Here is a 22309-nt window from a genome sequence, read left to right on the forward strand (position 1 = left end):
CATCTGGGCGCAGCGTGCGCCTTCAGCTTTTGCCAGACTCTTGTGCTTGTTTGGCCTCTTTGTCGGCCATGATCTTGCAGACCTGGCGCACAAAATCGGCGCCATAGGTGTCGGGGCTGGGCGTTTCAAATTCCCATTGATAGCCGGGGACGTCATAACGGGCGACCTGCACGTCTTCTTCGTCGCGCATTTCCACCGCCGTGCCGGCCATACGCCCGCTGGGGCAGTGGATGGCCTGGCGCATGTATTTTTTGCGGTACTTGCCTTTGGAGACGCCATCAATCTGGTCTTGCTTGAAGTGCTGCAGCATCCAGACATAGGTGTATTCGTCATCCGCATCGCGCACGTTGTGCGTAATCGAATCGATATCGGCCAGTACTTCAAAATCCGGCATGTCGCCATAGCTGCGCCATTGCGCGTCTTTGGGCACCGGATCGGGCCCGCGCGTGCCGTCGTCGTATTTGCCGCACGCGCCCAGACACAGCGCGGCGGTCAATATCAGCGTCAGGCGCAGCCGGCTCATCGGGCTTAGTCCTGGGTCCGGCACATCGGAAAGCCGAGTGCCTCGCGCGAATCGTAATAAGCCTGCGCCACCATGCGCGCCAGCGTGCGGATGCGGCCGATGTATGCGGCGCGTTCGGTCACCGAGATGGCGCCACGCGCATCCAGCAGGTTGAAGGTGTGGGCCGACTTCAGAATCATTTCGTAGCCTGGCAACGGCAAGCCCGCTTCGATCAGCTTGCGCGCTTCGCCTTCAAAGCTGTTGAACAGGCTCAGCAGCAACTCGACGTTGGAATGCTCGAAGTTGTAGGTGGACTGCTCGACTTCGTTTTGATGGTAGATATCGCCGTAGGTGACTTTCTGGCCGTTGGGGAATTGCGTCCAGACCAGGTCGTAGACGTTTTCCACGCCTTGCAGATACATCGCCAGACGCTCAGTGCCGTAGGTGATTTCGCCCAGCACCGGCTTGCAATCGAGGCCGCCGACTTGCTGGAAATAAGTGAACTGCGTGACTTCCATGCCGTTAAGCCACACTTCCCAACCCATACCCCACGCGCCCAGCGTCGGGTTTTCCCAGTCGTCTTCCACAAAGCGGATGTCGTGCACGGTGGGATCAATGCCGAGTTCTTTCAGCGAGCCCAGGTACAGTTCGAGGATGTTGTCGGGGTTGGGTTTAAGCACCACCTGGAATTGATAGTAGTGCTGCAGCCGGTTGGGGTTTTCGCCATAACGGCCGTCTTTGGGGCGGCGCGACGGCTGCACATATGCGGCGTTCCATGGTTCCGGGCCGATCGAGCGCAGAAAGGTGGCGGTATGCGAAGTACCCGCGCCCATTTCCATATCGTAGGGTTGCAGCAGCGCGCAGCCCTGTTGGCCCCAATAGTTTTGCAGCTTGAGCAGTATTTCCTGGAAGGTCAGCATTGCGTATTTCCCGGCAGCGGGCTTGGTATTAAACCGCAGGATTCTACTGGTAAATGAGGGATTTGGGCGAGCGGGCAGGCCGACTGGCGTGGGCCATGCGGACAAAGCGGGATGGCGGCCGTTTGCGAGGCGGTTTTTGCCAGGCGTGGAGCCATCGGCTTGTGGCGCTTTACCCACGCGCGCGCCCCCCGCGCTGAAAGCACGAGCCAAACCGTGTCAGAATTCCCGGCTTGTCGTCATAAAACGCGGGAGTTGCGCATGTTCTGGTTTTTGAATCACGGTTCGCCCATGCAGGCTTTGCTGCGCTTTCTGCTGACCGTGTTGGCGCTGGTGCTTGCCGCGTGCGGCATCGTGGCGCCCGCGGTGTTGACGTTGGTGCACTTTGTGATTTTTCCGGCGTGGTTATCCACCGCCACGCAAAAACAGGAAAAAGCCTGGGAAGCGCATGTCGTGCGGCAGCGGATTAATCTCACCGTTTACATCGGCGTGCCGGTGGCCGACACCCAGAGTGCGATGTGGAACGTGTATTACCGCAGCGAAGCGCAGTTGCTGGAACAACTGCGGCGCTTTGCCAGGGTCAAGTTGGGTTTGACCACTGCGGTGCTGCTGCTGGCGTTGTGGGGTGTGGCGCAAACGGATTTTGGCGAGCTGGGTGTTAACTGGCATGGCTTATATCTGATTGCCGCCGTGGCGGCGGTACTGTGGGTGGCCGCGCAAATGCGCCGCCTGTTGCATGTGCTGGCCGGGATTCAGACCGGGCGCGTGGCGATTGATCGGTTGTCCGCGGAAGGGGTGCCTTTTGTGGGGGCCTATACCGAGGGCAGGGTGGGCGGTGAGGTGCGGGTGCGACCATATTTGCAGTTGATTATGGGGTGAAGGATTAGCGCGGGGGCGGGTGTTTGTCCGGCCTGGGCCAGACCTGAACGCTTTAACCGCTTGGGCTTGCGGCGGGTTCCTGGCCTTGGCGAGCCCGATGGTGCGTCACTGTCTGCGCCTCGCTGTATGGACCGGACAGGGGTGCGGTCTGAACACTTCGCCACAGAAACTAACCCGTAGAAAGGCGACCTGCCGCGCGATAAGGCTGCGCAGAAGGGGTTGCTTTCATCGCCGCAACTCACCGTCGGCATATCGGGTTTGTAGCTGCCGTTCTGCGGATGCGGCGCTCAGTCGCGATCGCTGCGCTGTCTCTTGCCGTCACGCTCAGCAGAGCGTGCTGGTTTGCCGGTGGCGTTGCCAGGTTGCTGCGTAACGGCGGGCAGGCGTGGATGCGGTGGGGTAGCAACTTTTTCAGGCGTTGAATGTTCTGAAAAAGAGTTACGTGCTGCTGGTTGTGGCCGGCAATCGCTTACCCTATGCTTGCCGCAGCGTTCCAGATCTTGCCGCCCCGCCTTCAAAACCAAGCCTTTCCCGATGAAACAACTGAAACAACTGTCCCTGTTCGCCCTGCTTGCTCTTTCCGCCGCCACTGCTCATGCGCGCATCGATCTGACTGCATTGCGTGATGCCGCGCGCAGTCGTGATGTGGTCGCCATTCAGCGCATGGCCGATGACGCGCGGGGTGAGCCGCTGGAGATGTATCCGCGCTATTACCTGATCAGCACGCAGATCACGCAAATCTCGCCTGATGACGTCAATGCGTTTTTTGAGCGCTTTGATGGCTCGCCATTGGCGGATCGTTTGCGCCAGGAATGGTTGCGCGAGCTGGGCAAGCGTCAGGACTGGGCGCGTTATCTGCCGGAATACGCCAAGGTGGATGGGCCGTCGGTGGAGCTGCAATGCCTGGCTGCGCAAGCGCAAATGGCCACCAGCGGCAATGCCAATCTGCGCGCGTTGCGCAGCGCCTGGTTTACCGACAAGGGCCAGGCCGACAGTTGCGCACCCGTGTTTGAGGCGATGTTCAACGCCGGGGTGCTTAATCAGGATGATGCCTGGGCGCGGATCCGGCTGGCGCTGGCGGCCAATCGGCCTGCCTTTGCCACGCAACTGGCGCCGCGCGTGGGGTTTCCGGCGGAGCTGACCGGGCGCAATCTGGGACTGGCGGCCAATCAGCCGGCCAAGGTACTACCCAAACTAAGCATGTCCAGCCGCGCCGGGCGCGAAGTGGCCTTGTTTATCGTTAACCGTACCGCGCGCAGCGATCCCGATCGCGCCGCTGCTTTGTTGAGCGAACTGAATGGTCTGCCCGCCGCCGACGCGCGTTATGGCTGGCAGCAAATCGCCGGCATTGCCGCGCGCAAGCAACATCCGCAAGCCAGCGCCTGGTATGCCAGGGGTGGCCAGGACGGGCTGGATGCCAATGGCCGCTCGTGGTCTGTGCGTGCCGCCTTGCGCGCAGATGATGTGCGCACCGTGCTGGATCGCATCAACGCCATGCCGCCCGAACAAGCCGATGACAGCGCGTGGGTGTACTGGAAGGCCGAGGCGCTCAAGCGGCTTAACCGTCCGACCGAAGCCGCGCCCTTGTTGGCAAAACTGAGCGCGGGCGATGATTTTTATGCCTTGCTGGCGCGCGAGGAAACCGGCCCCACGCTGGAAGCCGACCCCGCGCCGTATCGCCCCACTGAAGACGACGTGCGTACCGTCAACGACCGCGCGGGCGTTCAGCGCGCGTTGGCCTTGTTTGAGCAGAACTGGCGGCTGGAAGGCATCCGCGAATGGAATGCCGCGATGCGTCCGCTCACGCCGCAGCAACTGGTGGCTGCGGCCACGCTGGCGGATCGCAAGCGTTTATACGATCGCTCCATCTATGCGGCGGAACGCGCCAAGGCCTGGTCGCCGCTAGGCCTTAAATACCCGACGCCGTATCGCAGCGCGGTGGAACGCGAAGCACGCCAGCAAGGGCTGGACCCGGCGTGGGTCTATGGTCTGATCCGCCAGGAAAGCCGCTTTGTGGCCGATATCCGCTCGCCGGTGGGCGCTACCGGGCTGATGCAATTGATGCCGTCCACCGCCCAGTGGGTAGCACGCAAGAATGGCCAGAAAAAACTGGATGTCTCCACGCTGACGGACGCCGATACCAATGTGGCGATGGGCGCGTTTTACTTGCGCTACATCACCGACCGTCTGAGCGGCCAGGCCATTCTGGCGACTGCGGGCTATAACGCCGGGCCAGGTCGGGCCAAGGCCTGGCAAGAAGATCGCGCGCTTGATCCGGTTATCTATATTGAAACCATTCCGTTTGATGAAACGCGCGATTACGTGAAAAAGGTGATGACCAACGCGCAGTATTACGGCGCCACCTTTGGCGAGCAGACGCCGTTTCATCAGCGGTTACAGCCGGTGCCGTCGAAAAACGCCGCCCCGCCGGTCAGCGCCGATGTGCCTGCCGCCGATGCCGCCACCGATAACGGGGCGGACCAACCGGCCAGCGCCGCGGAGCCCGCCGCTAACCAGTGATGATCAGCCGTGCCGCCAGCGCGGCTGGCAATGAGGTCAGAAGCGCATCATGAGTGCATCCAGTCAGCGTTTGCCGGTGTTGATGCTGGGCGGCAGTGGCTTTGTCGGCACGTATCTGGCCGCGCAATTGTGCCGCGCCGGTTTCCGGGTGATTGTGCCCACGCGCGATCGCGAACGTATGCGCGGCCGCTTGCTAACGCTGCCCAATGTGACGCTGGTGCAGGCGGATATCCATGATCGCAGCGTGTTGCCGCAACTGGTGCTGGGCTGCAGCGCGGTCATTAATCTGGTGGGCATATTGCAAGGCACGCCGCGCGCCTTTGCACGCAACCATTACGAATTGACTTGTGATGTGCTCGAAGCCTGCCGCGCCACGGGCGTTACGCGCTATCTGCATATGAGCGCCTTGGGCGCCAGCGCGGACGGGCCCTCGCACTATCTGCGCAGCAAAGGCCAGGCCGAAGACACGGTGCGCGCCAGCCACGAACAATGGACCATCTTCCGGCCCTCGGTCATCTTTGGTGAGGGCGACAGTTTTCTGACCTTGTTTGCCGCATTGCAAAAGCGTTTTCCGGTGATGCCGCTGGCGCGGGCCGATGCGCAGTTCCAGCCCGTCTGGGTAAAGGATGTGGCGGCGGCGTTTGTGCAAGCGCTGCTGGACCCGGCCTATATCGGCAAAACCATCGATCTGGCGGGCCCGCGGGTTTATACATTGAGCGACATCGTGCGCTATGTGGGCGTTATCAGCGGCAATCCGCGCCCGGTGTGGGCCTTGCCGGACTGGGCAGGGCGTTTGCAGGCCACCGTGTTGGGCCTGCTGCCCAACGCGCCGATGAGCATCGACAACTTTGACTCGATGAGCGTGGCCAACACCAGCACGCAACCTTTTCCGCCCATTGCCGGTCAACCGCCCTCCGCGCTGGAGGCGATTGCGCCCGCTTATTTGTCCGTGGCGGCCACGCGCGGACGCTTTGCGGGCCATCGCGCGCGCGCCCGACGCGGCAACTTGTCGCCGTAACAGCGCAAGCGCACTATCGCGGTTGGCCGCCGTTCAGCTTTCTTTTTTTCACACAGCTTTACTGGAGTGTCAGGTCATGTCACAAATTCTGCTTGGTAATATCCCGCCCGAGGCGTCCATTGACGATATCCGCGCGCTGTTGCAAGACCTGGGCGTGCCCGGTCTCGGTGAAATCACCCTGGCCGAAGGCCTGAGCGACCGCCTTGCCGCGCTGATTACGCTGGATCTGGGCGATACCGAAGCGGGCGCCGTGTCGCAGCAGCTCAATGGCCATTTGTGGCGCGAACGTATGCTGAGCTGCGCCCATACCAATCTGGGCTGGGGCCAATAAGCCGCTTGCTGATTTTTTAACGACTCGCCCGGGACACTCCGATGACGATCCGTATCGCCGTATTCGATAGCAAACGCTATGACCGTGCCGGCCTGGACACGGCCAACCAGCGCTACGGCTATGAAATCACCTATTTTGAAGACCGGCTGAACCGCCACACCACGCCGCTGGTGGCGGGCTTTGATGTGGTGTGCCCGTTTGTTAACGACAAGCTCGATCGCACCGTCATCGCCGAGCTGAAGCGCCAGGGCGTCAAGCTGATTGCGTTGCGCTGCGCCGGTTTTAATGGCGTTGATATCGTCGCCGCCGCTGAGATGGGGATTCCGGTGACGCGCGTGCCGGCGTATTCGCCCGAGGCGGTGGCCGAGCATGTGTTTGCGCTGCTGCTGACGTTGGTGCGCAAAACACATCGCGCTTATCAACGTATTCGCGAAGGCAATTTCTCGCTGGATGGCCTGGTGGGCTTTAATCTGCACGGCCGTACCTTTGGCGTGGTGGGCGCGGGCAAGATCGGCATTGCGGCGATGAATATCGCCAAAGGTTTTGGCTGCCGCGTGCTGGCCAATGACAACAATGCCTCGCCCGAGCGCGCTGCTGAACTCGGTTGCGAATTTGTTGATCTGCCCACTTTGCTGGCGCAATCCGACATCGTGTCTTTGCACGCGCCGCTGACCCCGGCCACGCAGCATATGATCAACGCCGAAACGCTGGCGCTGATGAAGCATGGCTCGGTCATCATCAACACCAGTCGCGGTGGGCTGATCGACACCAAGGCGCTGTTGCGCGCGCTGAAAACCGGCAAGTTGTTTGGCGTGGGCTTGGATGTGTACGAGTACGAAGAAGGCGTGTTCTTTGAGGATTTGTCGCACGAGGCGCTGAAGGACGACATGCTGGCGCGGCTGACCACGTTTCCCAATGTGATGATCACATCACATCAGGGCTTTTTGACCGAAGAAGCGCTGACCGCCATTGCCGAGACCGTGCTTGAAAACGTCACGGCTTTCCAGAATGGACAGCCGTTGGTGAATGTCGTAAAACCCGGGGCATGAGCCCCCCACATCGATTTGCACGCTGGCTGCCGCTGATACCAGGCCTGTTGGCCGGCGTATTTACGCTGGCCTTCGCCGCCTATTTGTTGCAATCGCGCGACGAAGCCAGTAGCCAGCGCGCCGCCTTGCTGGAGCAGGATTTGCTATGGCAAAAGCAGGCGATCGAACAGCAGATTACCTTTGATCTGCAATCGTTGTCGGGGCTGGCGGCCACGCTGAATGTCACCGATCTCAACTCGCCCGTGTTTCAGGCGCGCGTGTTGTCGCTGATCCAGACCAGCCCCGAAATCAGCAGTCTGTCTATCCAGAATGGCCACGGCGAGGTGATCTGGCATACCTCGCAAACCGCGTGGGCGGTGCCGTATGAAGGCACGGGCGGCTGGAGCGACGTCACCCTGTCGCACGGCGAGCCTAAAGTCACCTACGCGGTGGCCACGCCGGACCATCGCAGCTTTATCGTGGCCAGCATTGCGCTGGATACGCTGTTGCAACAGCAAGTGCCGTGGTGGATTGCGCAGCGCTATCAGGTGTCGCTGCTGGACCATGACAACCATCCGGTGACTTCCAAATTCCAGCGCCAGCTCGATACCTCGGGCATCAGCCACACCATTTTGCTGACCGCACCGCCGCTGGGCATGCAATTGAAGGCCGATCTGTACGCCACGTCCTTATCGGCCACCGGCGATATCCTGCCCGCCTTGTTGTTGATATTGGCCGTGTCGATGCTGGCTTCCACCGCCGCACTCAGCCGCATGATGCGCGTGCGCGCCGAAGCCGAGGTGCGGCTGAAGGCGGAAGTGGCGTTCCGGCATGCGGTGGATGCGTCGCTGAGCTCGGGCATGATCGCGTACGACCGTTATGGCCGCATCATCTATGCCAATCGCGCCTTCTGCGAAATGGTCGGCTACAGCGCTGAAGAAATGCGCGACTTTAAAGCGCCGATGCCGTACTGGCCGCCCGAAGAATTCGAGCGCTGCCAAGCCACTTATGAAGCCATCATCGCCGGCCATATCGAGCCGGGCGGTTTTATGGTGCGGCTGATGCGGCGCAATGGCGAACGCTTTGATGTGCGGATCAACGCCTCGCCGTTGGTGGATGGCGACGGCCGCCATATCGGCTGGATGGGCTCCTTGCACGACGTGACCGAAATCCGCCGCGAGCGCGAAGCACTGCAGGCATCGCACGAACGCTTTGTGGCGGTGCTGAATGGTCTGGATGCCGCGGTGGCGGTGTCGGATGCCGAGACCGGCGAATTGCTGATGTCCAATCTGCAATTTGACCGCGCCTTCCAGTTGCCCGATCTGCGCGGCCGCTGCTGTATTTTGCCGTTTGTAACGCGCCGCGCCGAACCGCCGGTGGATGCGGAGTGGTACGACGGCTTTCGGGATCGCTGGTATCAGATCAAGAGCCGGCAAAGCACGTGGGTGGATGGCTCGGCGGTGTGGCTGGAAATTGCCACCGACGCCACCGCGCTGAAATCCGCCAGTGAGCGCGAACGTCAGCAAAACGAGGCGCTGCAACAAACGGCGCGCCTGATCAGCATGGGTGAAATGGCATCCAGTCTGGCGCACGAGCTGAACCAGCCGCTGGGCGCGATTGCCAGTTATGTGTCGGGCTGCCGCAATGTGCTCTCAAGCGCCACGCCCAATCTGGGCCAGCTGGGGCAAGCGCTGGACAAGATGGGCGAACAAGCCAAACGCGCGGGCCACATCATTCGAGGTATCCGCGAATTTGTGCAACGGCGCGCGCCGCGGCGCCAGCGCTGCGATATCAATACCTTGCTGGATACCGTGTTGGGCTTGTTGGGGCATGAAATCGTGCGGCGCATGGTGGATGTATCGATTCTGCAAAGCGAAGGCATGCCGCCGATATTTGCCGATGCCGTGATGCTGGAGCAGGTGTTGTTCAACCTGATCAAGAACGCGATGGAAGCCATGGATAACGTGCCCCCCGCGCAACGCATACTGGCCATCAATCTGACGCGCGAAGCCGATATGTTGCGCGTGGTGATCGCCGACCGTGGCGTGGGCATTGCGCCCGAACAGCAAGAGCAGTTATTCAAGCCGTTCTACACCACCAAAGACACCGGCATGGGCATCGGCCTGAACATTTGCCGCTCGATTATCGAACACCATCACGGCCGCATGGGCGTAGAAGCCAACCCGGGTGGCGGCACGCGCTTTTACTTTACGCTGCCGTTTTCCAGCGCCGAAGAAGTGGCGCTGGAACCGTAAACACCGCCCTGATCGCCCGTAAACGGGGGTATGGGTAAAGGCCTGAACTATCGGGAACGCCACAAAAGCGTTATAAAGGCTGCCGGAATTGCCGGGGGCGACATCGACGCCTGGGCCACAACAGCAAACAGCATTGAGGGAGCGCATCACCATGAAAGCCAACAACTTCGGCCGCATTGCGATCGTCGATGACGACGACGCGCTGCGCGACGCGCTGGCCTGGCTGTTTTCGACGCGTGACCACGAAGTACAAGCATTTGCTTCGGCCGAGCTGTTTCTGGCCGACTATGCGCCCGAGCGCTTTAGCTGCCTGATCCTGGATGTGCGCATGCCGGGCATGAGCGGTACCGAGTTGTTTGAGCGCCTGAAAGAATACGCATACACGCCGCCGGTGGTGTTTTTAACCGGCCACGGCGATGTGCCGATGGCGGTGGCGGCGCTGAAAGGCGGCGCGGCCGACTTTATCGAAAAGCCGTTTAGCGATAACGAGATTGTCGATCTGGTGGAAAACTGCCTGCGCGCCGACACCGCGCGCCGCAACCAGTGGCAAGCGCGCCACGCCGTCGAAATCCGCCTGTCCACACTCACCCCGCGCGAACGCGAAGTGATGAAGCTGATACTGACCGGCCGCCTGAACAAACAGATTGCCGATGATTTGTCGATCAGCATGAAAACCGTGGAAGTGCATCGCGCGCGCATTCTGGAAAAGATGCACGTCAAAACCGCGATGGAACTGGCGGCGCTGCTGCGCGATGCGCAGATCGACACCAATAATCCGACTGAATAAACGTTTTTGTTTTTTGATTGATGTGCCGTCGCCCGCGCGTTTTTGCCGGGCGGCGCCGTTTTAAAAGCCTGCCGCCCATGTCTGCCCAACATTTTTTGATGGTGATTTCGCCTGCCAAGACGCTCGATTTCACTTCCCCGCTGCCCACCACACGCCATACGCAACCGCAGTTTCTGCCGCAATCACGTCAGCTGATTGATTTGCTGCGCCAGCAAACGCCAGCGCAAATCAGTGCGTTGATGGGCATTTCGGATGAACTGGCGGCGCTGAACGTCAGCCGCTATCAAAGCTGGCAAACGCCGTTTACCCCCGACAATTCACGGCCCGCCTTACTGGCGTTTATGGGCGACGTGTATGAAGGCCTGAATGCGGCCAGCATGAGCGAAAAAGGCTTTGATTATCTGGAACGCCATCTGCGGATTCTGTCGGGGCTGTACGGCGTGCTAAAGCCGTTTGACCTGATGCAACCGTACCGGCTGGAAATGGGCAAGCCGCTGGCCAATGCGGCCGGGCGCAATCTGTACGCATTCTGGGGCGATACGCTGACGCAAACGCTCAATGCGGAGCAACCGGCGGTGCTGGTTAATCTGGCCTCGGATGAGTATTTCAAATCGGTCAAACCCAAGGCGCTGGCCTGCCCGGTGATTACGCCGGTGTTTGAGGATTACAAAGGCGGCCGCTACAAGATCATCAGCTTTTACGCCAAACGCGCGCGCGGGCTGATGGTGCGCTATGCCACGCAGCACCATATTGCTGACGTCAACAAGCTCAAACATTTTGATCTGGAAGGTTATGCGTTTGTGCCGGATGAGAGCGATGCGCTGCGTTGGGTGTTCCGGCGCAAGATCGCGGCGTAACGCACCCTAAGTGTCGGTGATGCGGGCGCGGCCTTGGGTCAGGTCGCGCAGTTGGTCGTGTGCGTGGGCGGCGGCGGTTTCGGGCAATTCGATGACCATTTTGACGCGCAAGCCATGGTCGGCCTCAACCAGTGCGTAGCCATTGCCGCCCAGCCAGTGCCGCACGCGCGCCTCATCGGCGTAATCCACTTCAACGTTTAAGCGAAGTTGCGCAATGCGTTCCACCAGCGTGGCCTGTTGCATCGCTTTGGCGATCGCATCGGTATACGCGCGCACCAGCCCGCCCGCGCCGAGTTTGACGCCGCCGTAATAGCGCACCACGGTGGCCAGCACGCCATCCACGTGTTGATGCCGCAATACTTCCAGCATCGGTCGCCCGGCCGTGCCGCTGGGCTCGCCGTCATCCGACATCCCCGATTGCCCACCCGCCAGCAAGGCCCAGCACACATGCGTGGCGGTCGGGTGCGCGACACGGGTTTGCTCGATTAGCGCCAGCGCGCTGGCGCGGTCGGCCACCGGCAGCACGCTGCCCAGAAAACGGCTTTTCTTGATTTCCAGTTCGGTATGCACCGGCTGGGCGAGCGTAAATACAGGCATGGCGGCGACAACCGGCGCGTTCAGAACAAGACCGCCATTGTAGGCGGCTTAGCCCGCCGGGGTTTGATCACAGGCACTGAGTTTGCAGAACAGCGTTTCGGCATCGGCCGCGTCAAGCGGGTAGTGCAGTTGCTCGTTGATGGCGGTATGCAGCAGCGCCGGGCTATCGATAACGGTTTCGTGCCGCTCTTCGCCGCTCTGCACGGTCATGCGCAGATTGTTAAAGGTGATACGGCCCGTGGGGGTCAGGCGTATCGCCATCAAATGGCCTAAAAACGGTGAGGCCGGATGCGTGGCGGTATAGTGATGCGCCAGCGCGCAATCCACCGCAAACACCGGGTCTAGATCAAACCAGTACAGCGGTAACCAATGACCGCGGCGTTCGTATTCAAACACCCAGCCACCCGCGTGGGTGCGATATTGCAGCGTGCCGTCGAGTTGATGGAAGGGCTGGCCTGTTTGCAACCGCGCCGGTTCGCGCAGGCTGTTGGCGCCAAAGCCGACATCCACCACCCAGGTTTCGCCCGCACCCAGTTTCACCGTCAACACCTGATGCGTGCGCGGTTGTTCTTCCAGCGGGCCACCGGCCACCAGCACGCGCGCCAGATGGCTTTGCACGTCGTAACCGAGCTCGCTTAGCAGCCGCGCAAACGCGCCATTCAATTCAAAACAGTAGCCGCCCAGGCGCTCATCCAGCACACGCTTTTGCAACGCATCGGCGTCCAGCGTGTTCTGCCGGCCCAGCAGCAAATCAATATTGTTGAACGGCAAGGCCTGCTGATGCGCGCGATGCAGTACCTGCAAGCGCGTTAACGGGTCTGCGGGCAGGGGCTCGGTCATGCCGAGTAGGGCCAGGTATTGGTCTAGAAACGCCATGGGGTCGCTCGATCGGTAAAAGTAAAAGCGCCCTGACGCTACCAGATAAAAAAACAGGACGCATCTGGCGTCCTGTATCTTTGCGGCGGCTAATTTGTACGCTTACTTGTCCAGCAGAATCCGCAGCATGCGGCGCAGCGGTTCGGCCGCGCCCCACAACAGCTGGTCACCAATCACAAACGCGCTAATGTATTCCGGGCCCATGTTCAGTTTGCGCACACGGCCCACGCCCACTTCCAGGCCACCGGTGATGGCGGCGGGCGTCAGGTTTTGCTCGGTGATGCTGCGATCATTCGGCACCCACTTCACCCACGGGTTGGACGACTGGATCAGCGCTTCGATTTCGGCCAGCGGCAGGTCTTTTTTCAGCTTGATGGTCAGCGCCAGGCTGTGGCAACGCATCGCGCCGATGCGCACACACAGGCCATCGACCGGGATGGTGTGCTCCGTGCCCAGAATCTTGTTGACCTCGGCCTGGCCTTTCCATTCTTCCTTGCTCTGGCCGTTTTCCAGCTGCTTGTCGATCCAGGGGATCAGACCGCCCGCCAGCGGCGCCGGGAAGAACTCGGTCGGCACGTCTTCGCGGATGGCCTTGGCCACCTTGCGATCAATTTCCAGAATGGCCGAAGCCGGGTTGGCCAGATCATCCGCCACGGCGGCGTTGATCACGCCCATGCCTTTGACCAGCTCGCGCATATTGTTGGCGCCCGCGCCCGATGCAGCTTGATAGGTCATCGAACTGACCCATTCCACCAGGTTTTCGCGGAACAGACCGCCCACGCCCATCAGCAGGATGGAGTTGGTACAGTTGCCGCCGGCAAAGTTTTTTACGCCGTTAGCCACGGCATTGCGGATCAGGCCATCGTTGACCGGGTCCAGAATGATGACGGTGTCGTCTTCCATGCGCAGCGTGGAGGCGGCGTCGATCCAGTAGCCGTTCCAGCCCGAGGCGCGCAGGCGACGGAACACGTCGTTGGTGTAATCGCCACCCTGGCACGAAATGATGACGTCCATGGCCGCCAGTTCGTCGAGGTTATGCGCATCTTTAAGGGTGCCGCCGGTTTTGCCGCCGAATTCAGGCGCGGCTTTGCCGGCCTGCGATGTAGTGAAGAACACCGGTTCAATCAGGTCGAAATCTTTTTCTTCCTGCATACGCTGCATCAATACGGAACCTACCATTCCGCGCCAGCCAACCAGGCCCACCTTTTTCATCGTCGTACCCTTTACAGTTGCGTTTTGCCAAAGTGAACGATCGATATTAGAGAAGTTCTGTATTGAGCGCCAGTATGGGGCGTGCCGACTGCGACATTCGGCGGATATGAAAGCAAATGGTGCAGTTATTGCGCTTATGATCGGCGTTTTGCAGGAGGATTTATGCGGGTGTTGTTACAACGCGTGACGCAAGCGCGCGTCGAAGTGGCCAGCGAGGTGGTCGGCCAGATTGGAGAAGGTCTGTTATTGCTGGTGGGCATCGAGCCCGCCGATACCGCTAAAGACGTCGCGTGGATGAGCGCCAAGGTCAGCAAGTTGCGCGTGTTTGGCGATGCCGACGGGGTGATGAACCGCTCGGTGTTGGATAGTGGCGGCGAGGTGCTGGCGGTGTCGCAATTTACGTTGTTTGGCTCGTATCGCAACGGCAATCGGCCGTCGTGGATGGGCGCAGCGCGCGGCGAGCAGGCGACCGGGTTGTTCGATGCCTTTGTCGAGCAGATGGCCGCGTTGTTGGGCAAACCGGTGCCAACCGGGGTGTTTGGCGCGGACATGCAGGTGCATCTGGTTAATGATGGCCCGGTTACATTAATGCTGGACTCGCGTAATCCGGAATAGGATTGCATGATGTCCGGATTAGTCCGCTAGTCGACCGGAACCGGCATTATTAAAGGCGGGGCGGCGTACTACAGTATGGCTGTATACTACTCAGGAGCCGCCCTTGTGAACACGCCCGTCAAATCTGCGTTGCTGGTGATCGATGTACAGCAGTCGTTTACCCAACGTCCGTTCTGGGATGAAACCGACATGCCCGCGTACCGGCAACATCAACTTGATCTGATCGCCGGGTACCAGGCGCGCGGGCTGCCGGTGGTGCAGGTTTTCCATCACAGCCAGGGCGCGTTCGATCCGGCCAACGGGTTTTGCGTAGCGCTGGACTGGTTGCCCAGACAGGCCGATGCCACGTTCAACAAGCATGTGCACAACGCGTTGACCGAAAGCGGTTTGCTGGCCTGGTTGCAGCAACATCAGATCACGCATCTGAGCATCAGCGGCATCCGCACCGAACAATGCTGCGAAACCACCGCGCGCGTGGCGTCGGACCTGGGTTTCGCGGTCGACTTTGTCTCGGAAGCCACGCTGACCTGGCCGATGCAGCACGCGGACGGCAGCACCTTGTCGGCGGCACAAATCAAACATCGTACGGAGCTGGTGCTGGCGGATCGTTTTGCCCGCGTCGTGACGGTGGCGCAATGTCTGGCGGGGTTGGATGCAGCCGTCGCCGCTTGATGTCTGGTTGGTGGTCAGCGACGACTTGCTGTTGCTGGATCTGGCGGGCCCGGCTGAGGCTTTGCGCATGGCCGGGGCCGAGCATTTCCGCCTGCATTTCATCGGCCCCAATCCGACCGCACACACGCTGATGGGGCTGACCGTGGCCAATCTGCAGCCGTTGCCGCAGCAGATTGATGGCCCGGCGCTGATCATCATGCCCGGCCACGAACCGGACCACGCCAACCCGCACCACGCGGCCATCGTGCGCTGGTTGCGCCACATCATGCTGCAGCCCGAGCTGGAACTGGCCACCGTGTGCGCGGGCGCGCTGTACGCGGCGCAGGCGGGCTTGCTGGATGGCTTGCGCTGCACCACGCACTTTGCGCATCTGGCCGAACTGCAAGCGTATGCCCCCACCGCGCAGATCGAGGCCAACCGCGTGTTTGTGCAGGACGGCCGCATCTGGACCTCGGCCGGGATTACTGCCGGCATCGATCTGGCCTTGCAACTGATTGCCAGCAAGGTGTCGCCGCAAGTGGCGGCCGACGTGGCGCGGCGGCTGGTGGTGTATTTCCGGCGGGGCGGCGATGACCCGCAATTGTCGGCGTGGTTTATGTATCGCAATCATATGCATCCGCTGGTGCATCGCGTGCAGGAGCGGCTGGCGCTGGAACTGGCGGGCGAGTGGTCGCTGGAAAAGATGGCGCAGATTGCGCATGTGTCGCCGCGTCATCTCACGCGCTTGTTTCGCGAAAACGCGCAGATCACGCCCAATGAATATCTGCGCGCATTGCGCGTGGCGCAGGCGCAGACCTTGCTGGCGGATAGTCGTTTGCCGCTGGAACGCGTGGCGGAAATGGCCGGTTTTGGTTCGGCGCGCGATTTGCGGCGCGTGCTGGCGCAAGCGCGGGCGGCGCATTAAGCGCTTGCCCTCCACGCGCCGTGCTGACCAATCAATCGGTTAAGGCGCAACAGATTTTGCCCATGCTGCGGATTGCGCATCTGTTCTGGTGCAAGGGTTGACGCGGGTTGCAGGGCAGGCGTACAAATACGACCTGTTGCGCCGATTTGATATTCAGCTTGCAGGGCGCCTGATAAATACTGCTAAAGCGTGCCGAAACCTGCGTCTGGCACGCAGGTTTTTTGTTTTTTAGCCATGCTTTACGCATGGCCGCGCCGAGTTAATCGACAACTTGCGGGGCGCGCCGGTTTTACACGGGAAATCCGCTAAAGCGTCGGCTGCTTCGCAACTGGGGCCGCCGTCGATGTCGCATTTTCTTTTCGATGGAGGTTGTCCCATGGTTGATTGTCTTGAAATCGAGCCCGCTTTGTCGTTGCCCCGCCGCGCCTTGCTCGCACCGGTGATTTCGCCCGCCGCGCTGCGACTGGAACATCGTTGTTGGTTGCGCCTTAAAACCGCCGCCGGTGTCAGTGTCGCCGCGCTATCACGCGCGTCGGCGGTGGCCACCGCGCTGGGTTATCCCACCGGTTTGCTGGCGGATGGTTCGCTGGCCGTTCTCGATATCGAGCTCGAAGCCGCCTTGTTGTTCTGCCAACGCCTGCCCGAACTGATCGGCTGCTACGAAGTGCCGACGCGCCAGGGCTGCGTTGGCCTGACCCGCTAACGCGCTCCGCAACTTATAAAAATCCCCGCAAGGATCGCATGACCCTGGCACGACTCTGGCAAGAAATCCGCGCTACATGGACGCTGGCCTGGCCCATCATGATTGGCCAGTTGGCGCAGGTGGGCACGGCGTTTGTCGATGCCGTAATGGCCGGGCACGTGTCGGCAGACGATCTGGCCGCGGTGTCGGTGGGCGCATCGGTATGGATTACGATTATCGTCACCATGATCGGGCTGCTGCTGGCCAGCAGCCCGCTGATTGCGCACGCCGTGGGCGCCAATGAGCGCAAGCAGATTTCGTTTTTGGTGCAACAGGCGTTTTACCAGGCCGCCATGTTTACCGTGGTGGGCTGGTTGCTGGTGTGGGCGGCGATGCCGATTTTTGGCCACCTGGGTCTGGCGCCCGCTGTGGCCGACAAGGCGCATCGTTTTCTGGTGGGCGTGGCCTGGGGCTTGCCGGCGTTCTCGTTTTTCCGCGTCTGTTATAGCTATAGCGCCAGCCTGAACAGCACCAAGCCGATGATGATTATGGCGTTGGTGGGCCTGGCGCTGAATGTGCCGGCCAACTGGATTCTGATTTATGGCCACTTTGGCTTTCCGGCCATGGGCGGCGTGGGCTGCGGGTATGCCTCGGCGTTCTGTCTGTGGGCCAGCGCGCTGATGATGCTGGCGTGGATCCGCTATTCCCCTACCTATCGCGATACTTATCCGCTGCGCAACTGGCAGCGTATTGATTGGCGCAAACAGTTTGAGCTGATCAAGCTGGGCGTGCCGATGGGCTTGATGTTTTTTGTGGAAGTGAGCGCGTTTGCGGGGATTTCGTTGCTGATTGCGCGGCTGGGCACGGTGCCGGTGGCGGCACATCAGATCGCGCTGAATTTTGCCTCGCTGGTGTTCCAGATTCCGGCTGCGCTGGGCACGGCGCTGACCGTGCGTGTGGGCCAGGCGCTGGGCGCGCAGCAACCGGCCGATGCACGTTTTATCGGCTGGGCCGGCTTCAAGATGGGCTTGGCGTCGGCGGTGGCGTCGGGTTTGTTTACTGCGTTGGGCCACGGCTGGATTGCCGGTTGGTATACGCAAGATGCGCAAGTGCTGGCGCTGGCTTCAGTGCTGCTGATGTATGCCGCGTTATTCCAGTTGTTTGACGCCACCCAGGTCATCGCTGCGGGCATCTTGCGTGGCTACAAGGTAACGCGCACACCGATGATCATCCACCTGACTGCGTTCTGGATTGTGGGTTTGCCACTGGGTTATGTGCTGACGTTTGGCTGGGGTGACCATGTGCAGGGCTATGGCGCAGCGGGCTACTGGACTGCGTTGGTGGTGGCGCTGGGCTTTACGGCGTGCTTGCTGTCGTGGCAGTTCGCGCGCGTCAGCAACCGCTTGGCCCGTGCGGCTTGAAATGCCTTGAAGAGCACGCCGGAAGCCGCCCAATGCAGGATTGCGCGCGGCCGTCACTCATAGGGTGGGTCTCGACCCACCCATCAAAGCCATATCCACATGCAGCAATCCTGGCATGTCACCTTGCAGGGTGGGTCTAGACCCACCCGATGCATGCCGCCTGGATCAGCCAGTTTGCGTGTTATGGCACGCTTTATTCCGGCGTTTCTTCACCCCAGCGTTGCATCAGCTGGTGCGGCACCGCCAGTTGGTCCAGGATGCGCGCCACTACAAAATCCACCAGATCGCCGATGGTTTGCGGATGATGATAAAAGCCCGGGTTGGGCGGCAGGATGACCACGCCCAGGCGCGCCAGCTTGAGCATGTTTTCGAGGTGCAGCGCTGAAAACGGCGCTTCGCGCGGCACCAGAATCAGCTTTTTGTTTTCCTTGATCATCACATCGGCCGCGCGCTCCAGCAGATTGTCCGAAGCGCCCCCCGCAATCGCCGCTAACGCGCCCATCGTGCACGGGCACACCACCATGCCATCGCCAGGATTGGAGCCCGAGGCCATGGGCGCAAACCATTCTTGCTGGCCGAATACCTGCAGTCGCGCCGCATCGGCTTCGGCCAGCGCAAAGTGGGCGCGCATCCAGTCCGCCAGTTCAGCCGCGCGGCCGGGCCAGGTAAAGCCCATTTCTTGCCGCGCCACAATCTGCGCCGCCTGCGTGTACAACACGTGCACTGTGCAGCCCGCAGCCAGCAGGGATTGGATCAGGCGCATGCCATAAGGCAAGCCGGAGGCGCCAGTCAGGCCGACGGTGATGGTTTTCATATAGCAGTCTCTTCAGCGTATTCAGGGGCAGGGCGCAGCAGGCGTGCGGCGATCAGGCCATTGGCCAGCCCGAACAACAATGCTGCGCCAAAAAACACCGGGGCCAGTCGCACAATGCCGTTATCGGGGATGAGCCACAAGCGCGCCAGGCCCAATTGCCCGGCGATATGCGCAAACGCGGCGATCAGCGACAGGCTGACCGGGCCAAACCAGCGCCGTGGTAGATATTGCGCCGCGCCCAGTGCGGCCAGGCTGCACAGTCCGCCGCACAAGCCCAAGGCAAAGCCGGGCGACAAAAATCCGCCCAGTACCAGCGCGCCGCCAAAAATCCGCAGCAGTGACACCCACGCCGCATCGCGCCAGCCATAACGCCACAACACCACCAGCGTGATGATATTGGCGATGCCGGGTTTAACGCCGGGGATGGGCGAGGGGAAACCTGCCTCCACCACGCCCAGCAAAATCGCGATGGCGGCATAACGGGCAATACGCAGATCGGCCGCAGTGGCGGTCAGCGTCTGCGCATGAGGGTCAGTAGCTGAGGCTGTCATAGGCGCGCGGCTTGCTGCCGGTCAGCTCGATGCTGGTGCGATTGGGCAGGCAGATGGCCACCTGGCCACTCTGGCTAAGCCAGCCGGCGCGTACGCAATACTGGCGCGGGCTGGGGTCGGCGGCGATGCGGGCGCGACCTTGCGCGACTTCGACGGTGGTAAGCCCCAGCGGGCCAGGCACATCGAGCGTGCGATGCGCGGCCAGGTCCAGCTCGGCAAACAGTTTGCCGGATTGATAGATGCGTACGTGCGTGGCGCCATCGCTGCGCCAGGCCAGCATGGCCAAGGCGATGACGGCGCTGGCGGCCAGGCCTGTAATCAACCAGTCACCCGGCCGCAGCAGTTGGCTTTCAAAGCCCCGCATATTGTTCTCGATGCCGCACCAATACCTGACGGTTGGGTGCAAAGTGGCGACCGAGTTGTTCGGTGAGATAGACCGAGCGATGCTGGCCCCCGGTACAGCCGATGGCGACGGTGACGTAGCTACGCTGGTCGCGATCAAATTCGGGAATCCAGCGTTCCAGAAAACCAATGATATGAGTCAGGTATTTACCGACCGATTCCTGGCGCTGCAGAAAATCGATGACGAGGCGGTCTTTGCCCGTTAGCGGACGCAGCACCGGATCGTAATGCGGGTTGGGCAGACAGCGCACATCAAACACAAAATCGGCATCCAGCGGCAGGCCATGTTTAAAGCCGAAGGATTCGAAAATAAGGGTCAGCCGCGATTTATCCAGCCCGACAAAATCGCGCACCCACGAACGCAGCTGGTTGGCCGACAAGCCCGTGGTATCAAAGCGGTGCGCCGAGTTGGCAAAATACTCAAGCATTTCGCGCTCAAGCATGATGGCTTCGCTGACCGTCAGATGGCCCGCGGCCAGCGGGTGGCTGCGGCGGGTTTCGGAGAAACGCTTGACCAGCGTTTCGGTGCTCGATTCCAGAAACAGCAGGCGCACGTCTTTGCGCATGGCTTGCAGCGCCTGCAGGTGTTCGGGGAAGGCCGAGAAGTTGTGCGCGCTGCGCACATCAATGGCAATGGCCGCTTTGGGGTAGCCATCTTCGTCCAGCAGCGCCACGGTTTGCGGCAACAGCGGCGAGGGTAGATTGTCGACGCAAAAATAGCCCAGGTCTTCCAGCGCGCGTAACGCCACGCTTTTGCCGGAGCCCGACAGCCCCGACAGCAACAAGACGCTTTGCACGCTCATTCGCCCAGTTCCATAAAGCGCTGGTGGCGTTCGATAAATTCGCGCGTCGAATCAATACCACGCAATTGCAGGATGTAGTTACGCACCGCCGCCTCAACCAGCACGGCCAGGTTGCGACCCGCCGCCACCGGGATGACCAGTTTGCGCACTTGCACGCCCAGGATTTCTTGCGTGGCGGCCTGCATTTGCAGGCGGTCGATCGGGGCCAGCGTTTCGCCACCGGCTTTAGCCAGGTGCACGATCAGCTTGAGCGTTTTTTTGGGGCGAACGGCAGTTTCGCCAAAGATGGTGCGGATGTTCAGTACGCCAATGCCGCGCACTTCCAGAAAGTCGCGCAGCATCGGCGGACAGCGGCCTTCGAGCATTTCGGGGTTGGTGCGATACACCTCGACCACATCGTCGGCCACCAGGCCATGGCCGCGCGAGATCAGCTCCAGCGCCAACTCGCTCTTACCCATCGACGATTCGCCAGTCAGCAACACGCCCACTTCCAGCACATCCAGAAATACGCCGTGCAGATGCGTGGAGACGGCGAGCGCTTTCGACAGGTAATAGCGCAGCACATCCATCAGATAAGGCGATTGTTCGCTGGAGGTCAGCAGCGGCACGTGGTGGCGTTCGGCGCCTTCTTTCAGCGCTTCGGGCACGGGTTGGCTGTTGGCCACCACCATCAGCGCCATTTCGTTGGCGAACAGACGCTGCACCGATTCTTTTTGCGCGTCCGGGCTCAGGCCCTGAAAGTAATTGACCTCGGCAATGCCGAGTACTTGCACCCGGTTGGGGTGAATAAAGTTTAAATGGCCGACCAGCGCCAGCCGCGGTTTTTGCTCGGCTGCATCGTTGGTCAATAGATTATTGGCGCCTGATTGCCCGGCAACCCAGGTCAGACGTAGCTTTTCCGCGTTATCGATGAACAGCTGTCTAACGGTAATCTGCGGCATACGGCTCCCACGTTGTAATCAATTTCCACGCGGCCTGTACGTCGGTGACTTCTGCCAGTTGTTCGCGCACGGTTTTATCAGAAAAGAGTTGGGCCAGTTCGGACAGAATCTGCAAATGCAGATCGGTGGCATTGGCCGGCACAAGCAATACAAAGATCAGGCTAACGGGTTTGCCATCGGGCGCATCAAACGGAATCGGCGATTTAAGCCGGATGAAGGCGCCGCTGGCTTCTTTCAGCCCTTTGATGCGGCCGTGCGGGATGGCGACGGCCTGGCCGAGACCGGTCGAGCCGAGTTTCTCGCGCGCAAACAGGCTATCGAACACGACGCTGCGTGCAATGGCGTGGCTGTTTTCAAACAGGATACCCACCTGCTCAAAAACACGTTTCTTGCTGCCGACATCCATATCCAGGAACAGGTTGCTGGCAGGCAGAATTCTGGAAATCAGGCTCATAGGGGTTTGCCGATTCGTCGTGCCGCAGGCCTGGTGGATCACCGGCTTAGGGCGAAATTGCGGGGAACCGGGTTTGCCGCTCCGCCGCGCGTAAGTTTGATCCGATTCTAGCGCAGCATTTATTAATGCGCTGCAGCAAATCGGGACGCGTAAGACTGTGTGCTTTTGCTACGGGCCGCAGCCCGTCCGGCGATTGTACAGCCGTGTTTAATAATGAAAAACGGGAACCATAGATAATGGTTCCCGTCCGTTGCGTCAAGCGCACGCCGCG

At 60.8% G+C, this 22309-nt stretch carries 24 protein-coding genes; 13 read left to right on the forward strand and 11 right to left on the reverse strand.

Going from position 1 to position 22309, the window contains the following annotated elements:
* Nucleotides 1-22: 22 nt before the first annotated feature.
* On the reverse strand, nt 23-523 hold the full coding sequence (locus tag WG78_RS05165) for a hypothetical protein (RefSeq protein ID WP_053936734.1): 501 nt from the start codon (nt 521-523) through the stop codon (nt 23-25).
* A 5-nt stretch (nt 524-528) separates the two neighbouring features.
* The gene (glyQ, locus tag WG78_RS05170) at nt 529-1422 is read right to left on the reverse strand and encodes a glycine--tRNA ligase subunit alpha (protein WP_053936735.1); all 894 of its coding nucleotides are present in this window, start codon (nt 1420-1422) and stop codon (nt 529-531) included.
* Nucleotides 1423-1680: 258 nt separating this feature from the next.
* On the opposite strand from glyQ, the gene WG78_RS05175 reads away from it, so the two are divergent.
* The 8 genes from WG78_RS05175 to yaaA all read left to right on the forward strand — a co-directional run bounded on the left by WG78_RS05175 (nt 1681) and on the right by yaaA (nt 11094).
* Nucleotides 1681-2298: a hypothetical protein gene (locus WG78_RS05175; RefSeq protein ID WP_053936736.1), complete on the forward strand. Its 618-nt coding sequence runs from the start codon at nt 1681-1683 to the stop codon at nt 2296-2298.
* A 534-nt stretch (nt 2299-2832) separates the two neighbouring features.
* Complete coding sequence (locus WG78_RS05180; protein ID WP_053936737.1) at nt 2833-4818, forward strand: lytic transglycosylase domain-containing protein; 1986 nt, start codon at nt 2833-2835, stop codon at nt 4816-4818.
* Nucleotides 4819-4867: 49 nt separating this feature from the next.
* Complete coding sequence (locus WG78_RS05185; protein WP_053936738.1) at nt 4868-5836, forward strand: complex I NDUFA9 subunit family protein; 969 nt, start codon at nt 4868-4870, stop codon at nt 5834-5836.
* 76 nt (nt 5837-5912) lie between these two features.
* Nucleotides 5913-6167 (forward strand): RNA-binding protein, encoded by a 255-nt coding sequence (locus tag WG78_RS05190; protein ID WP_053936739.1) that lies wholly within the window; start codon nt 5913-5915, stop codon nt 6165-6167.
* Nucleotides 6168-6214: 47 nt separating this feature from the next.
* Nucleotides 6215-7216 (forward strand): 2-hydroxyacid dehydrogenase, encoded by a 1002-nt coding sequence (locus tag WG78_RS05195; RefSeq protein ID WP_053937017.1) that lies wholly within the window; start codon nt 6215-6217, stop codon nt 7214-7216.
* On the forward strand, nt 7213-9450 hold the full coding sequence (locus WG78_RS05200; protein ID WP_053936740.1) for a PAS domain-containing sensor histidine kinase: 2238 nt from the start codon (nt 7213-7215) through the stop codon (nt 9448-9450). The genes WG78_RS05195 and WG78_RS05200 overlap by 4 nt, the downstream gene beginning before the upstream one ends.
* Nucleotides 9451-9601: 151 nt before the next feature.
* Nucleotides 9602-10237, forward strand: coding sequence for a response regulator transcription factor (locus WG78_RS05205; protein WP_083458783.1), 636 nt, complete (start codon nt 9602-9604; stop codon nt 10235-10237).
* A gap of 77 nt (nt 10238-10314) precedes the next feature.
* Nucleotides 10315-11094 carry a peroxide stress protein YaaA gene (gene yaaA / locus WG78_RS05210; protein WP_053937019.1) on the forward strand — a complete coding sequence of 260 codons (780 nt, stop codon included), beginning with the start codon at nt 10315-10317 and terminating at the stop codon, nt 11092-11094.
* A 6-nt stretch (nt 11095-11100) separates the two neighbouring features.
* Here the strand turns inward: yaaA and WG78_RS05215 are convergent, their stop codons facing one another.
* The 3 genes from WG78_RS05215 to asd form a co-directional block, all read right to left on the reverse strand.
* Nucleotides 11101-11691: an IMPACT family protein gene (locus WG78_RS05215; protein WP_053936741.1), complete on the reverse strand. Its 591-nt coding sequence runs from the start codon at nt 11689-11691 to the stop codon at nt 11101-11103.
* Nucleotides 11692-11739: 48 nt separating this feature from the next.
* The gene (locus WG78_RS05220) at nt 11740-12567 is read right to left on the reverse strand and encodes an arylamine N-acetyltransferase family protein (protein ID WP_083458784.1); all 828 of its coding nucleotides are present in this window, start codon (nt 12565-12567) and stop codon (nt 11740-11742) included.
* A gap of 102 nt (nt 12568-12669) precedes the next feature.
* Nucleotides 12670-13779 carry an aspartate-semialdehyde dehydrogenase gene (asd, locus tag WG78_RS05225; RefSeq protein ID WP_053936743.1) on the reverse strand — a complete coding sequence of 370 codons (1110 nt, stop codon included), beginning with the start codon at nt 13777-13779 and terminating at the stop codon, nt 12670-12672.
* Nucleotides 13780-13941: 162 nt separating this feature from the next.
* On the opposite strand from asd, the gene dtd reads away from it, so the two are divergent.
* The 5 genes from dtd to WG78_RS05255 all read left to right on the forward strand — a co-directional run bounded on the left by dtd (nt 13942) and on the right by WG78_RS05255 (nt 18073).
* Nucleotides 13942-14394 (forward strand): D-aminoacyl-tRNA deacylase, encoded by a 453-nt coding sequence (gene dtd, locus WG78_RS05230; RefSeq protein WP_053936744.1) that lies wholly within the window; start codon nt 13942-13944, stop codon nt 14392-14394.
* Between the two features lie 105 nt (nt 14395-14499).
* Nucleotides 14500-15066, forward strand: coding sequence for an isochorismatase family protein (locus tag WG78_RS05235; RefSeq protein WP_053936745.1), 567 nt, complete (start codon nt 14500-14502; stop codon nt 15064-15066).
* A complete protein-coding gene (locus tag WG78_RS05240) occupies nt 15047-15970 on the forward strand; it encodes a GlxA family transcriptional regulator (RefSeq protein ID WP_053936746.1) in 924 nt (307 codons plus the stop codon). Before WG78_RS05235 ends, WG78_RS05240 begins: the two co-directional genes overlap by 20 nt.
* 376 nt (nt 15971-16346) lie before the next feature.
* Nucleotides 16347-16673: a hypothetical protein gene (locus WG78_RS05250; RefSeq protein WP_053936748.1), complete on the forward strand. Its 327-nt coding sequence runs from the start codon at nt 16347-16349 to the stop codon at nt 16671-16673.
* A gap of 38 nt (nt 16674-16711) precedes the next feature.
* A complete protein-coding gene (locus WG78_RS05255; protein ID WP_053936749.1) occupies nt 16712-18073 on the forward strand; it encodes an MATE family efflux transporter in 1362 nt (453 codons plus the stop codon).
* A 193-nt stretch (nt 18074-18266) separates the two neighbouring features.
* Here the strand turns inward: WG78_RS05255 and WG78_RS05260 are convergent, their stop codons facing one another.
* From WG78_RS05260 to ptsN, 6 genes are read right to left on the reverse strand one after another with little or no spacing between them, the layout of a single operon-like run.
* On the reverse strand, nt 18267-18887 hold the full coding sequence (locus WG78_RS05260) for a flavin prenyltransferase UbiX (protein ID WP_053936750.1): 621 nt from the start codon (nt 18885-18887) through the stop codon (nt 18267-18269).
* Nucleotides 18884-19438: a Gx transporter family protein gene (locus WG78_RS05265; protein ID WP_053936751.1), complete on the reverse strand. Its 555-nt coding sequence runs from the start codon at nt 19436-19438 to the stop codon at nt 18884-18886. Before WG78_RS05265 ends, WG78_RS05260 begins: the two co-directional genes overlap by 4 nt.
* Entirely contained in the window at nt 19419-19802 is a 384-nt protein-coding gene (locus WG78_RS05270) for a NusG domain II-containing protein (RefSeq protein ID WP_053936752.1), read from the reverse strand. Before WG78_RS05270 ends, WG78_RS05265 begins: the two co-directional genes overlap by 20 nt.
* Complete coding sequence (rapZ, locus tag WG78_RS05275) at nt 19789-20643, reverse strand: RNase adapter RapZ (RefSeq protein WP_053936753.1); 855 nt, start codon at nt 20641-20643, stop codon at nt 19789-19791. Before rapZ ends, WG78_RS05270 begins: the two co-directional genes overlap by 14 nt.
* Nucleotides 20640-21584 carry an HPr(Ser) kinase/phosphatase gene (gene hprK, locus WG78_RS05280; RefSeq protein ID WP_053936754.1) on the reverse strand — a complete coding sequence of 315 codons (945 nt, stop codon included), beginning with the start codon at nt 21582-21584 and terminating at the stop codon, nt 20640-20642. Before hprK ends, rapZ begins: the two co-directional genes overlap by 4 nt.
* Complete coding sequence (gene ptsN, locus WG78_RS05285) at nt 21565-22038, reverse strand: PTS IIA-like nitrogen regulatory protein PtsN (RefSeq protein ID WP_053936755.1); 474 nt, start codon at nt 22036-22038, stop codon at nt 21565-21567. The genes hprK and ptsN overlap by 20 nt, the downstream gene beginning before the upstream one ends.
* Between the last annotated feature and the right edge of the window lie 271 nt (nt 22039-22309).

The sequence above is a fragment of the Amantichitinum ursilacus genome, from assembly GCF_001294205.1.
Taxonomy (GTDB): Bacteria; Pseudomonadota; Gammaproteobacteria; order Burkholderiales; family Chitinibacteraceae; genus Amantichitinum; species Amantichitinum ursilacus.